This is a genomic window from Actinoplanes sp. GCM10030250, assembly GCF_042666575.1.
Classification (GTDB): Bacteria; Actinomycetota; Actinomycetes; order Mycobacteriales; family Micromonosporaceae; genus Actinoplanes.
This window is the reverse complement of the sequence record NZ_JBHTDO010000041.1, coordinates 16,494-29,557: the sequence shown is the minus strand read 5'-3', so window position 1 is coordinate 29,557 and position 13,064 is coordinate 16,494. Positions and strand designations below refer to the sequence as shown.

Here is a 13,064-nt window from a genome sequence, read left to right as displayed (position 1 = left end):
GTCACTCGCCGGTAATCGCGCAAAGACCGTGCGCGAAACAGGGGGGCGGAAAGCTTCGCCGCATCCGGCCAGGGGCGATGTAGCCATGCTGAGCCGGGAGGGAGGGTTCCTACTCTAGGAGGCCAGCGTGCCTGAAGCACCGACGATTGATACCGGCAATACCGCCTGGCTGCTGATCTCCAGTGCGATCGTGTTGCTCATGACCCCTGGACTGGCGCTGTTCTACGGCGGCCTGAACCGGTCCAAGGGCGTTCTGAACATGATGATGATGAGCTTCAGCGCCATGGGGCTCGTCTCTGTACTTTGGTTCTTCTACGGCTTCTCCCTGGCGTTCGGCACCGACACGGGCAGCGTGATCGGCAACGTCGGCGATTACCTGGGCACGAAGACATTCCTCGGCGAGGCGGACCTGTGGGGCGCCAGCGCGGAGAACCCCAGCGGTACGGGTATCCCGCTCTACGTCTTCATGGCGTTCCAGATGATGTTCGCGATCATCACGGTCGCCCTGATCAGCGGCGCGATCAGCGACCGCACCAAGTTCAGCGGCTGGCTGATCTTCGCCGGTGCGTGGGCCACCCTGGTCTACTTCCCGGTCGCACACTGGGTCTGGGGCGGTGGCTTCATCGGCGCCGGCCTCGGCGCGCTGGACTTCGCCGGTGGTACCGCGGTGCACATCAACGCCGGTGCCGCGGCGCTCGCCCTGGTCCTGGTGCTCGGCAAGCGGGCCGGCTGGCCGCGTGAGTCGATGAAGCCGCACAACATCCCGCTGGTGGCGCTCGGCACCGGTCTGCTGTGGTTCGGCTGGTTCGGCTTCAACGCCGGCTCCGAGCTGACCGCCGACGCCATCACCGGTCTGGCGTTCATCAACACCCAGCTGGCCACCGCCGCCGCGGTTCTCGGCTGGCTCGTCGTGGAGCGGATCCGCGACGGCAAGCCCACCCTGGTCGGTGCCTCCTCCGGTGCCATCGCGGGTCTGGTCGCCATCACCCCGGCCTGTGCCTTCGTCGCACCGTGGGCAGCGACCCTGCTCGGTGTGGTCGCCGGTGTGGTCTGCGCCCTGGCGGTCTCGCTGAAGTACAAGCTGGGCTACGACGACTCGCTCGACGTGGTCGGCGTGCACTTCGTCGGTGGCTGGATCGGCTGCCTCTGGATCGGCCTCTTCGGTCAGACCTCGGTGAACGCCCTGGTCGAGAACGAGGGCCTGCTCGTCGGCGGCGGCGTGACCCAGCTCGGCATCCAGGCGATCAGCGCTCTGATCGTCACCGTCTACTCGTTCGCGGTGGCCTTCGCCCTCGGCTTCGCGATCAACAAGACGATCGGTTTCCGGGTCTCCAAGGAGGCCGAGATCGACGGTATCGACCTCGCCGAGCACGCCGAGAGCGGCTACGACCTGTCGACCGCCGGTGGCAGCGGCGGCGGTGGCGGCGCGTTCGCCATGGCCGGGCTCAAGCCGGGCAGCAGTGTCACCGAGGACACCCCGCCGGTCACCGAGAAGATCTCCGGTTAAATTCTGATGGCTGCTCCGATGGAAGGACTGAGCATGAAGCTGGTGACCGCAGTCATCAAGCCCTACCAGCTCGACGCGGTGAAGGAGGCTCTGCACGCCCTGGGCGTCGCCGGGCTGACCGTGAGCGAGGTACAGGGTTACGGACGGCAGAAGGGCCACACCGAGGTGTACCGGGGTGCCGAGTACACGGTGGAGTTCCTGCCGAAGATCAAGGTCGAGGTGCTGACCGACGAGATCGACGTCGAGAAGATCGTCGACGCCGTGATCACGGCCTCGCGGACTGGCAAGATCGGTGACGGGAAGGTCTGGGTGACCTCCGTCGACGAGGTGGTCCGGGTCCGTACCGGCGAGCGCGGCCTCGACGCTCTGTAGACGACGATGACGAACCCGTTGAGTGAGCCCCCGGCCCCGCCCGCGCGCCCGGCTGGTGGCTCGCTCGACGAGCTTCGTGACCACATCGGCGCCGCTGCCCGCGACGAGCGGGCGGCGGCGCTCGGTATCTGGCTCGCCAAGCTCTTCCCGGCCCACCTGAGCGGCGTCAGCCTGATCGCGGTGGGCGGGCTCGGCCGGCGCGACTGCGCGCCGTACAGCGATCTCGACCTGGTGCTGCTGCACAACGGCACGGCCGGGATCGACCGGATCGCCTCGGCGCTGTGGTACCCGATCTGGGACGCCCGGCTGGGGCTGGACCACTCCGTGCGTACGCTTCCGGAGGCCCTCTCGGTCGCCCACGACGACGTGAAGGTCTCGCTCGGCCTGCTCGACGCCCGGCACGTAGCGGGCGACAGGACACTCTCCGCCGAGCTGGTCGCGGCCGCCGGCGATCAGTGGCGGCGCACCGCCGTGCGGCTGATGCCGCAGCTCAAGGAACTGACCACCAGCCGCTGGACCGCGCACGGGGAACTCGCCTTCCTGCTCGAGGGTGACCTCAAGGAGGCGGCCGGCGGGCTGCGCGACGTCACCCTGCTGCGCGGTATCGGCCGGGCCGGCATCGCGGACACGATGCGACCAGCGGTCCGTGCCGCCAACCTGCGCCTGCTCGACACCCGTGACGCCCTGCATCTCGCGGTCGGCCGCCGGGTCGACCGGCTGGTCGCCCAGGAGCGCAAGGCGGTCGCCGACCTGCTCGAGATCGAGGACCCGGACACGCTGCTGCGGCGGGTGGCGGGCGATGCCCGTACGGTCGCCCACGCCGTCGACGACGCCTGGCGTGCCATCGACCGGCTGCGCAGCGGCCGGCGCCGGGGCGCCCCGGTCGGCGCACCGGCCCGCCGCCCGGTGGCCCGCGACGTCGTGGAGCAGGACGGCGAGCTGGTCCTCGCCCGGACCGCCATCGGGCCGGTCCCGGACCCCACCCTGTCGTTGCGGGTGGCCGCCGCGGCCGCCATCACGCAGCTCCCGATCGCGCGCGCCACCAGCGAGTGGCTCGCCGCCTTCTGCCCGCCGCTGACCACACCCTGGCCGGACCGGGCCCGTGCCGCCCTGGTCTCGCTGCTCGGTTCCGGTCCGGGGCTGCTGCCGGCCTGGGAGACCTGTGACAGGTACGGGCTGATCGACGCCTGGCTCCCCGAGTGGGCCCGGATGCGCAGCCTGCCCCAGCACCACCCGATCCATCGGTACACCCTGGACCGGCACCTGGTGCAGGCCGCCTACGAAGCCACCAAGTACACCCGTGAGGTGGACCGCCCCGACCTGCTGCTGGTCGGCGCGTTCCTGCACGACGTCGGCAAGGGCCTGCCCGGCGACCACAGCATCGTGGGCGCCCCGATCGCCGCGGACATCGCCACCCGGATCGGCCTGCCCCCGGCGGACGTGGCGACCGTCGAGAAGATGGTCCGGCTGCACCTGCTGCTGCCGGACGTGGCGACCCGGCGCGACCTGAGCGACCCGAAGACGATCTCCACGGTGGCGGCGGCGGTCGGCGACCCGGCCACCCTGGACCTGCTGCACGCGCTGGCCCGGGCCGACTCGCACGCCACCGGCCCGGCCGCCTGGTCGGACTGGAAGGGCCGGCTGATGGCCGAACTGGTCCGCAAGGTGCACACCGCCCTGGACACCGGGGCGCTGCCCGAGCCGCCCCGGCCGGACCCGGAACTGCTCGACGGCGGGCTGCCCGTGGTGCATCTCGACGGCGACCGGGTCGCGGTGGCCGCCGCCGACCGCCGGGGACTGCTCGCCGGGGTGGCCGCCTGCCTGGCCATGCACCGGCTGGACGTGGTGGCGGCGAACACCACGACGGTCGGCGGGCGCGCCATCGTCGAGTTCTACACGCAACCGCGCTACGGCTCGCCGTACGACCCGGTCGCTCTCGCCGCGGACCTGCGCCGGGTGGCCTCCGGCGACGTCTCGGTGACCCAGCGGGTGCGCGCCCGGGCGATGAGCGCGCGCGGTGGGACCGCCTCGCCGCGGGTGGTCTGGCAGCGCGACGTGGCGACCGACGCGGTGGTGCTCGAGCTGCGGGCGGCCGACTCGCCGGGTCTGCTCTACCGGGTCACCACGGCCCTCGACGAGGCCGGGGCGGAGATCCGCGCGGCCCGCATCTCCACCCTCGGCAGCGACATCGTGGACGCGTTCTACCTGGTCGGGGCGTGGTCCGAGTCCGCCGAGCGGGACCGGGTCCAAGCGGCGGTCCTGGCCGCCGTCTGACCGGGACTCCGTCACCCGAGGCCGTCACCCGGCGTTGAGCTGATCGACATAGCCCGGGGTACGGACGGAGAGTCGATGGCTGAGTCGCAGCCGGTCGCGTTGCTGGACGACCACGTCAGGCTTGCCGGTTCCGGAGCCGGGGTGTCGTTGCCGCACACCGCGATGCGCAACCGCTCGGTGGCGGCCCGCGAGGTGCTCGCCCACGCGGCCACCGGGATCAGCCTGGCGGAACTGCTGGAGGCGGCCCGCACCTGTGACACCCGCCGGTTGCGCCGGGTGCGCCGCCGCCGGATAGACGCGGAGCTGCTGGCCGGGCTGGCACAGACCATCGCGCTGCAGGACGAGCTGCCCGGCGACCGGGACGACGCGATGGCCCTGTACGCGCTGATCCGTACCGCGCTGGGCGCCCGGGCGCTGCCGGTGGAGCATCAGGTGCTGCACACCCAGCTGGCGTACGCCTGGCAGGGCCCGGAACAGGCTCGTGACCTGCTGTCGGCGTACCGGCGGCTGCCCTCGGCGGCCCGGGAGGCCCTGGAGATCGACCTGGCCAACCCGCACGCCGGCGGTACCGCCGAGGAGGAGACCTGGCTGGACCGGTTCGGCGCGCTCTTCCCGGCGCCGCCGCCGATGCTGGCCGCCGCCCCGGAACGGGTGCCGTTCGACCGGCTCACCGGCACCGCGGGGCTGGCCGGCGAGCCCACCGGTGAGCGGGTCTCGGTCGTCGTCACGTCCTTCCGCCCCGGTCCGGGCCTGCTCACCGCGGTCCGCTCGATCGCCGCCCAGTCCTGGCCGGATCTCGAGATCATCGTGGTGGACGACGCGTCCGGCCCCGAGTACGACGCGGTTCTCGCCGCCGCCGAGGACCTGGACCCGCGCGTCCGGCTGGTACGGCTCACCGAGAACGGCGGCACCTACGCGGCCCGCAACGCCGGTGTGGCGGCGGCCCGCGGCGAGTTCGTCACCTTCCAGGACTCCGACGACTGGTCCCATCCGCGCCGGATCGAGCTCCAGCTACAGCCGCTGCTCTCCCGCCCGGCCGTGGTCGCCTCGGTCTCCGAGGGGATCAGCGTCACCGACGAGCTGGTGATGACCCGCCCCGGTATCCGCCGCGGCCGGGTCAACGTCTCCTCGCTGCTGTTCCGGCGCGAGGCGGTGACCAGCCGGATCGGCTGGTTCGACGAGGTGCGCAAGGCTGCCGACTCGGAGTACCTGGAGCGGATCCGGGCCACCTTCGGGTTCAAGGCGCTGCGCCGGGTCACCAGGCCGCTCGCCCTGATCCGGCTCTCCGACGGGTCGCTGTCGCGGGCCGAGATCCGGGCCTACTGGATGCATCCGGCGCGGACCGCGTACATGTCGGCGTACCGCTGCTGGCACGCCTCGGCCCGGCCGCTGCACTCCGAGCGCGCCGGTCATCGCCCGTTCGTGGCGCCGGCCCATCTCAGCGGCGGGTCGCGGGCGCGGGCGTACGACGTGGTGGTGGCCGCCGACTGGCGGTTCCTCACCGGTTCCCAGCGGTTCGCGCTGGCCGAGATCGAGGCGCTGCGCCGGGCCGGGCACTCGGTGGCGATCCTGCACCTGGAGTCGCTGCGCTCGGTGCACCGCCACCGCCGCCCGCTCAGCCCCGAGGTGCAGCGGCTGATCAACCTGGGCCGGCTGGAGCAGGTGCTGGAGACCGACGAGGCGCAGGCCGGTGTGCTGCTGGTGCGGCAGCCCGAGGTGCTGCAGTTCGCCCCCGAGGACGGCTGCCGGGTCCGGCCCCGCCGCGTGCTCGTGGTCGCCGACCGGGCGCCTGCACGGCAGGACGGCACCGACCGGCGGTACACGGTGCCGGCGGTGACGGCCGCCGCCGTACGGCTGTTCGGGGTGGAACCGCTCTGGTGCCCGCAGGACGCCGGGATCCGGGCCGCGCTGGCCGGCGCCGAGCTGACCGCGTACGACATGCCCGCCGTCGCCGAACCGCAGGACGTGGCCCGCCCGCTGCCCGCCCCGCGCGGGCCGGCCGTGGTCGGTACCGACCTGTGCGACGCCGGTGAGTGGCCGGGTGACCTGGCCGAGGTGCTCGCCGTCCCGCGGCGCTGCCGGGACGCTGACGTCCGTCTCCGGCTGCCGGAGAGCCCGTTGCGCCCGGACCGGCTGCCGGCGTCCTGGCTGGTCTACGAGGCCGCCGACGTCGACCCCCGCACCTTCGCCGCTCAGCTCGACTTTTACCTGCACTTCCCGGCCGAGCAGGCGGCCGAGCTGCTGTCCCGCCCGGCCCTGGAGGCCGCGGCGACCGGCTGCGTCGTGCTGGTTCCGGAGCGTCTCGCCGAGGCGTTCGGGCCGGCCGCCGTGCCGTGCCACGCCTCACAGGTCCCCGCGGTGGTACGCCGTTTCCAGTCCGACCCCGCCCGGTACGCCCGGCAGAGCGCGCGGGCCCGCGAGGCAGTCGCCACCGACCGCCGCCCGCACGCCCTGATCGAGCGGATCGGCACCCTGCTGCTGCCCGCCGCGGGCGCACCGGCCCAGCGGCTGCCCGCCGGGGCGTAACGGCGTCACCACCAGCGCCGTTACGCCAGGGGAAGCGCACCGATGAGGAGTCCACATGAGTCAGCTGAGCCGAGTCCGCCGCCGGCTGCCCCGTCTTTCCGGAGCGCAGGCCGCGGTGGTGGCGATCGCCGGTGTCCTCTGCGCCGGTACGGCGGTGACCGGCCTCACCGGGCACACCGGTACGGCCACCGCGCTGCTGGCGGTTCTCGCCGGCGCGGTCCTGGCCGGGCTGATGCTGGTCCTGCGCCGGATCGGCAAGGCGCAGAAGGCCGGCCTGGCCGCGCAGCGTGACCTGCGAACCACCGTCGAGGAGATGCAGCGCCGCCTGGTCGCGGCCGTGGAGCGGGAGCGGCTCACCGCCGGCGACCGTCACCTGGAGCTGGCCGAGGCGATCGCCAAGGTCGCCCACCGCGCCGATCTGCTGCCCGGCACCCACGACCTGCGTGCCGTGCCGCGCGAGATCGAGGCGACAGTGCAGCTGTTCCAGGCCTTCACACCGCGGGCGCCGATGCCGTCCTCCGGCGGCTTCGCCCTGAACCCGACGGACCTGCTGGAGGTTCTCCACCTGATCCGGACCCGGCGGCCGCGCCGGGTGCTGGAGCTGGGCAGCGGCACCTCGTCGGTGTGGATCGCCTACGTGCTGGAGAAGACCGGCGGCCGGCTGATCTCGCTGGACCACGACGCCGGGTACGCCGCGCAGACCCGGGCCGCGCTCACCGCGCACGGTCTCACCGGTGTCGCCGAGGTGCGCGACGCGCCGCTGGTCCCGGCCACCATCGACGAGCGGGACTACCCCTGGTACGACCCGGAGACCCTGGCCGACCTGAGCGACATCGACTTCGTGCTGATCGACGGCCCGCCGGAGCGGACCGGTGCGGACGCCCGGTACCCCGCCCTGCACATGATCGAGAAGCGGCTGGCGGACCAGGCGACGATCATCTTCGACGACGCCACCCGCAAGGACGAGCTGGCCGCCCTGGCCGCCTGGACCGAGCGGTTCGAGGGGCTGACCCGGGAGGGTGAGCTGCTCGGGCGGCACGCCGTGCTGTCGTTCTCCCGGCCGCCGACGATGGCCACCGCGCGCGGCTGACATGACCGTCACGCTGCCTCTGCGCCGCGAGGGCGGAAAGGCCCCCGCGGCGCGGCGGACACCGCACCGGGGGGACATCGAGGGCCTGCGCGCCGTCGCGGTGCTGCTCGTGGTGCTGGCGCACGTGGGCGTACCGGGGCTGGCTGGTGGTTTTGTCGGTGTCGACGTCTTCTTCGTCATCTCCGGCTTCCTGATCACCTCGCTGCTGAGCCGGGAACTGGCCGCGTCCGGCCGCCTGGACCTGCCCCGGTTCTACGCCCGCCGGGCGGTCCGGCTGCTGCCGGTGGCCACCCTGGTCATCGCCGCGACGCTGGCCGGGGCGTGGCTGTGGGCGCCGCCCACCAGGTTCGCGGGGTACGCGGGCGACGCTCTCGCGGCCGCCACCTACACCGTGAACCTGCGGCTGGCCGATGTCGGCACCGACTATTTCGCGGACGGGGCGCCGTCGCCGTTCCAGCACTTCTGGTCGCTCGCCGTCGAGGAGCAGTTCTACCTGGTCTGGCCGATTCTGATCGGTGTGCTGGCGCTGTGCGGGCTGCGCCGGCGGTGGGTGCCGCTGACCGTCCTGGCCGGGCTCTCGGCGGCCTCGTTCGCGTGGAGCGTGTCCGAGCTGGAGCGGGCGCAGCCGTGGGCGTACTTCGGCTCGCTCAGCCGGGCCTGGGAGCTGGGCGCGGGCGCGTTGCTGGCGTTGCTCTTGACCGGACGGCTCCGGCACCGGCCGTGGCTCGCCTGGACCGGTCTGGCGGCGATCCTCTGCGGAGCTGTCGCCTTCGACGCCGCGACACCGTTCCCCGGCGCGGCGGCCCTGCTGCCGGTGCTGGGCACGGTGGCGGTCATCGCAGCGGCCGGCAACCGACTCCTGGAGACACCGCCGATGCGCTGGCTGGGCCGGATGTCGTACGGCTGGTACCTCTGGCACTGGCCGCTGCTCTTCCTGGCCCCCGCGGGCCTCGCCGCCCGCACCGGGTACGCCGCAGCCGCCCTGGCCCTCGCCGTAGCGAGCCACCACCTGCTCGAGAACCCGGTCCGCCACCACCGCCTCTGGTCGGTACGCCCTCGCCGTGGCCTGCTCCTCGGCGCCGGACTCTCCGCCACCGCCGCGGCCCTCGCCGGGCTCGGCATGCTCTTCCCGCCCGCCGTGCCGACCGGCGGGACCGCACCCGATCCCCAGCTGGCGCTCTCCCGCGCCGCCGACCCGGCCGCCGAGCTGAACCGCCTGGTCGTGGCCGCCACCGGTGCCACCCGCCTGCCCCGGAACCTGACTCCCCGGCTGTCCGCCGCGGCCCGGCAGCGGCTCGCGCCTCAGCTGGACGGCTGTCACGTCGGGCTCACCGGGCCGTTCAGCCCGAAGAGCGACTGCGTCTACGGCGATCCGCGCGGGGAACGGACGATCGTCCTGTTCGGGGACTCGCACGCGCTCCAGTGGTATCCGGCCTTCGCCGGCCTGGCGCAGCGGCGCGGCTGGCGGCTGATCAACTGGACCCGGAGCGCGTGCAGCCCGGCCGAGATGGCGATGATCGAGCGCCGGACCATGCGCGTGTACCCGGAGTGCGACACCTGGCGTACCCAGATGCTCGGCCGGATCGCCGAACTGCGCCCCGAGCTGGTGGTGGTCTCGTCGAGCGTCAACTACCGGGAGCTGCTGGCCGGGCCGCCCGCCGATCCGGACGCGGTGTGGCGGGCCGGCTGGAAGCGGACCCTGGCCACGCTGAAACGGCACTCCGGTGCGGTGGTGATGGTCGGTGACACCCCGTTCTTCGCGGGTGAGCCCGCGGACTGCCTCACCCGGCGGGCCCGGCGGACCGGCGGTTGCGCGGCACCGGCGGACACCGTGGTGCTCGAGCCGGGCTGGCGGGAGATCCAGCGGGCGGCGGCGGCCCGGGCCGGCATCCCGATGATCGATCCGCTGCCGTGGCTGTGCGGTGCCCGCTGCCCGCTGGTGGTCGGCAACACGCTCGTCTACCGCGACAGCAACCACCTGACCGAGGCGTACGCCCGCCTCGCCACGCCGATGTTCGACGCCCGGCTGCCCTGGAGCGGATGACAGACGAGCCCCCTGCCGTCGCGACGGCAGGGGGCTCGCCCCGTGGTGCGGGGGCACCACGGAGGCCGGCAGGGGGTCCGGCCCAGATCAGGAATCAGTAACCGAAGTCCTGGGTGAAGTACGGGGCGCCGCTCTTCGCGTACACCGCACCCACGCCGACGGTCTTGTTCTTGCAGTTCACGATGTTGGCGCGGTGACCCGGGCTGTTCATCCAGCCCTTGACCACGTCGGCGCCGGTGCGGTAACCCCAGGCGATGTTCTCGGCGGCCGGCTTGCTGTAACCGGCGGTCTTGACGCGGGCCACGAAGCTCGTGCCGCCCAGGCCGGTGTGGCTGAACGTGCCGGACTTCGCCATGTAGGTGCTGTGACCGCGGGCCGCCTTGGTGAGCGCCACGTTGACGGTCAGGGCCGCGCAACCGTGTGCCTTGCGCTGCACGTTGGTGAGGCGGTTGATGTCGGCCTGCAGGGTCGCCTCGGAGACGGGCGCTGCCTCGGCCGGAGACGCGATCATCGCTGCGCCGGTGAGGGCGGCGGGGACGAGGGCGATCAGGGCGAAACGACGAAGCAGCGAGAGCAAAGGAGACCCTTTCGGAGTTCGGCGCCTGGCTACGTCGCCAGGTTCACCGTTCTCTTCGGCGTCTCCTCCGGTTCGTCGGATGGCAGACCGGGTGCCTCGTCGTCGCGGTTCGGTTGCCGGGCCCGGCGGTTACCCGCTCACCGGTTCACCATCGGGTCCGGCCGGGTCGCCTTCCGGTTGCAGCAGGGCCGCGACGGCGTCGGCGTACCGGCCGTGGTGGTGACCGAGCTGGACGAACTCCAGGCCGCGGGTGCTCTGCTCGTGCAGTCGCTCCGGGCGGCTGTGCAGCTCGATCACGGTGGCGGCGACCTCGTCCGGCGTGCAGTAGAGCGCGGCCGGGCCGAAGGTGGGCGCGTACCGGTGGGGTAGCAGCGGTACGCATCCGGCCGCCAGCGCGATCAGCAGCTCCGGTACGGCCACCGTGCACTGCTCGTCGGCGGGGAAGTACGGGTAGAAGTCGAGCTGGTGCAGGAAGGCGCGGGTGTCGATGTCGGACGGGCGGAAGACCAGCCAGCCCTTCGGCGGGAGGTGCTGGATGCCGGAGCGGTTGAGGACGCGCACGTCGAGCGTCTTCGAGCCGGGCAGCATCTCCTCGAGCCGCTGCCAGTCGCTCGCGTCGCCCCGGAAGAGGCGGCCGATCACCGGACGGTCCGAGCGGGGGCCGGGCCGGTGCAGGCGCCAGCGCAGCAGGTTCACCGTGCCGGGCAGATCGGCGCGGGCCGGGCGGATCCCGAACGGGCCACCGGCGAGGGCGGCACGCTCGGCGGGACCGGCCGGTGCCCAGGCGGGTGCCACCCCGAACATGCGGCGGGACTCGGCGACACACGGCCCGGCAGCGCTCGTCCACTGCGGATCGGCCTCGACGACGACCTGGTCCGCGCGGATACCGCACGGCGAGCCGGGGGCGAAGGTGAGCAGGCCGGGGCTCTGCACCACGACGAGCCGGGCGTGCACCTCGTCGGAGAGCACCACCTGGTCCACCGCGCCCGAGCTGACCATCGCCTGGAGAGCGGGGTCCAGGTTGGCCGGGCGGTCCGCCACGTTGCCGAGCTCGGCGAGGTGCAGCAGGGCCACTGTCCGGCCCGGGCGGGCGACGGCGCGTACCCGCTCGCTCGCCGGCCAGGCGACGTCGTCCCGCGCGCTCCAGTCGCCGGCCAGGACCACGTCGTAGACACCGCGGCCGAGGTCGCCGGTCAGCGCGCGCGGAGCGGCGAAGGCACGCTGCCGGGGTTCGCGAGGCCGCAGCGGGTCGGCGTTGCCCGCCGCGACGCGGGCATGCCACCCCTGGAAGGCCGAGAGGTACGCCCACCGCGCCGGGTGCATCCAACCGGGTGTGATGTCGGCGCTGGAGAGCGAGCCGCCGGTCAGCCGGATCAGCGCGAGCGGCTCACCGCCCAGGTGCCGTACGGCGCGGCGCCCGAAGACAGCACGGGCGCGCTCCACGTACTCGGCGTCGGCTCCCTTGCGGACGGTGTCCAGGTAGCCGAGCCGGGCGAGGGCCGCGGCGCGCCGCACCATCAGCGACGACAGGTTGTAGGACCGGTACTCGGGTACGCCCGGCCGGGTCAGCACCAGGTCCTCGGTGGCCCGGATACCCACCGACGTCGTCGCGAACAGCGTGCCGTCGTCGAGCAGCGGGGTCACCTGCCGTTCCAGCCGGAGCGGGTGCGACCAGTCGTCGGAGTCCTGGAAGGTGACGAACTCGCCGGACGCGGCGTCCAGGCCGGCGTTGCGGGCCCGGTAGGTGCCGCCGTTCTCGGGCATCCGCACGATCCGCACCCGCGGGTCGATCGCGGCCGCCCGGCTCAGCACGACCTCGAACTCCGGTCCCGACCCGTCGTCGACCACCAGGATCTCGTGGTTCGTCCAGGACTGCGCCACCAGCGAGCGGACCGCGGTGAGCAGCGCCAGCCCGGGGCGGTAGGTGGTCACGATCGTGCTGATCCGGTGCGCCGAGCCCCGCCGGGGCGCGTGCAGCGAGCGGATCCGGTCGAACGGCACGTCACCGTCGCCGTCCAGGGACAGGCCGGGCCCGGGCAGCAGCTCGTTGAACCGGGCCGGCCACTCGTCCTTGGTGCTCAGGTCCACGGTGAGGGCGGCGCGTACCGGCTCGGGCAGGTCCGGGCAGTCGGCGAGCAGCTTCGCCGCCCGGCCGTGGTCGCCGGCGGCGAAGGCCAGCTGGGCGTGCAGCCCCTGGTGCTCACCGGCCACCCCGGCGGTACCGAAGGTGCGCAGGAGCGAGTCGAACAGGGCCAGGCCGTCACCGCGGTCGTCCGGGTAGAGGTCCTGGAGCGTGATCACCCGGGCCAGCTCGCCGAGTGCCCACGAGCCGGCGTCCGGGAAGAGGCGGCCCTCGCGGGCGCCGGAGATCAGCTCGTCGACCGGGCGGCGGGCCGCGGCGTACGCCATCATCGTCCGCGCACCCGGTGAGCGGGTGTGCAGGGCGGCCGTCGCCGGGCCGGTCGGTGCCACCGCGATCAGTTCCCGCCACTGCCGGACCAGCAGGTCCGTTCCGTACGCGTCCGGTGTCGTGTGCTGCCTGCGCATGGGCCCCCGCCGGTTGGTGTCGCCGTCAGCGGGATCAACGCCCCGGTGATGCGGAGCGTGACGCCGGGCGAGCGCCGTTCGTTGTGTTCGCGGGGTATTCGTCGTGCCCGCGGGGTACGCGAGGCGC

General features: G+C 73.3%; 8 protein-coding genes. 6 read left to right on the top strand and 2 right to left on the bottom strand.

Annotated features, from left to right (window positions below):
• Positions 1-127: 127 nt before the first annotated feature.
• From ACFQV6_RS36810 to ACFQV6_RS36785, 6 genes are all read left to right on the top strand, one after another.
• A complete protein-coding gene (locus ACFQV6_RS36810; protein WP_378032317.1) occupies positions 128-1,507 on the top strand; it encodes an ammonium transporter in 1,380 nt (459 codons plus the stop codon).
• Positions 1,508-1,540: 33 nt separating this feature from the next.
• Positions 1,541-1,879, top strand: a complete 339-nt coding sequence (locus ACFQV6_RS36805) for a P-II family nitrogen regulator (protein WP_328461554.1) — start codon at positions 1,541-1,543, stop codon at positions 1,877-1,879.
• A gap of 6 nt (positions 1,880-1,885) precedes the next feature.
• On the top strand, positions 1,886-4,153 hold the full coding sequence (locus ACFQV6_RS36800) for a [protein-PII] uridylyltransferase (protein ID WP_378032316.1): 2,268 nt from the start codon (positions 1,886-1,888) through the stop codon (positions 4,151-4,153).
• Between the two features lie 75 nt (positions 4,154-4,228).
• The gene (locus ACFQV6_RS36795) at positions 4,229-6,679 is read left to right on the top strand and encodes a glycosyltransferase family 2 protein (protein ID WP_378032315.1); all 2,451 of its coding nucleotides are present in this window, start codon (positions 4,229-4,231) and stop codon (positions 6,677-6,679) included.
• Between the two features lie 55 nt (positions 6,680-6,734).
• Positions 6,735-7,769 carry an O-methyltransferase gene (locus tag ACFQV6_RS36790; protein WP_378032314.1) on the top strand — a complete coding sequence of 345 codons (1,035 nt, stop codon included), beginning with the start codon at positions 6,735-6,737 and terminating at the stop codon, positions 7,767-7,769.
• Between the two features lies 1 nt (position 7,770).
• Positions 7,771-9,813 carry an acyltransferase family protein gene (locus ACFQV6_RS36785; protein ID WP_378032313.1) on the top strand — a complete coding sequence of 681 codons (2,043 nt, stop codon included), beginning with the start codon at positions 7,771-7,773 and terminating at the stop codon, positions 9,811-9,813.
• 94 nt (positions 9,814-9,907) lie between these two features.
• Here the strand turns inward: ACFQV6_RS36785 and ACFQV6_RS36780 are convergent, their stop codons facing one another.
• Positions 9,908-10,390: a CAP domain-containing protein gene (locus tag ACFQV6_RS36780; protein WP_378032312.1), complete on the bottom strand. Its 483-nt coding sequence runs from the start codon at positions 10,388-10,390 to the stop codon at positions 9,908-9,910.
• A gap of 129 nt (positions 10,391-10,519) precedes the next feature.
• Positions 10,520-12,937, bottom strand: coding sequence for a glycosyltransferase family 2 protein (locus ACFQV6_RS36775; RefSeq protein WP_378032311.1), 2,418 nt, complete (start codon positions 12,935-12,937; stop codon positions 10,520-10,522).
• Positions 12,938-13,064: the final 127 nt, after the last annotated feature.

Coding starts and splice junctions, on each gene's coding strand:
- ACFQV6_RS36805 (WP_328461554.1), top strand. CDS start 1,541: ATGAAGCTGGTGACCGCAGTCATCAAGCCCTACCAGCTCGACGCGGTG.
- ACFQV6_RS36800 (WP_378032316.1), top strand. CDS start 1,886: ATGACGAACCCGTTGAGTGAGCCCCCGGCCCCGCCCGCGCGCCCGGCT.
- ACFQV6_RS36795 (WP_378032315.1), top strand. CDS start 4,229: ATGGCTGAGTCGCAGCCGGTCGCGTTGCTGGACGACCACGTCAGGCTT.
- ACFQV6_RS36790 (WP_378032314.1), top strand. CDS start 6,735: ATGAGTCAGCTGAGCCGAGTCCGCCGCCGGCTGCCCCGTCTTTCCGGA.
- ACFQV6_RS36785 (WP_378032313.1), top strand. CDS start 7,771: ATGACCGTCACGCTGCCTCTGCGCCGCGAGGGCGGAAAGGCCCCCGCG.
- ACFQV6_RS36775 (WP_378032311.1), bottom strand. CDS start 12,937: ATGCGCAGGCAGCACACGACACCGGACGCGTACGGAACGGACCTGCTG.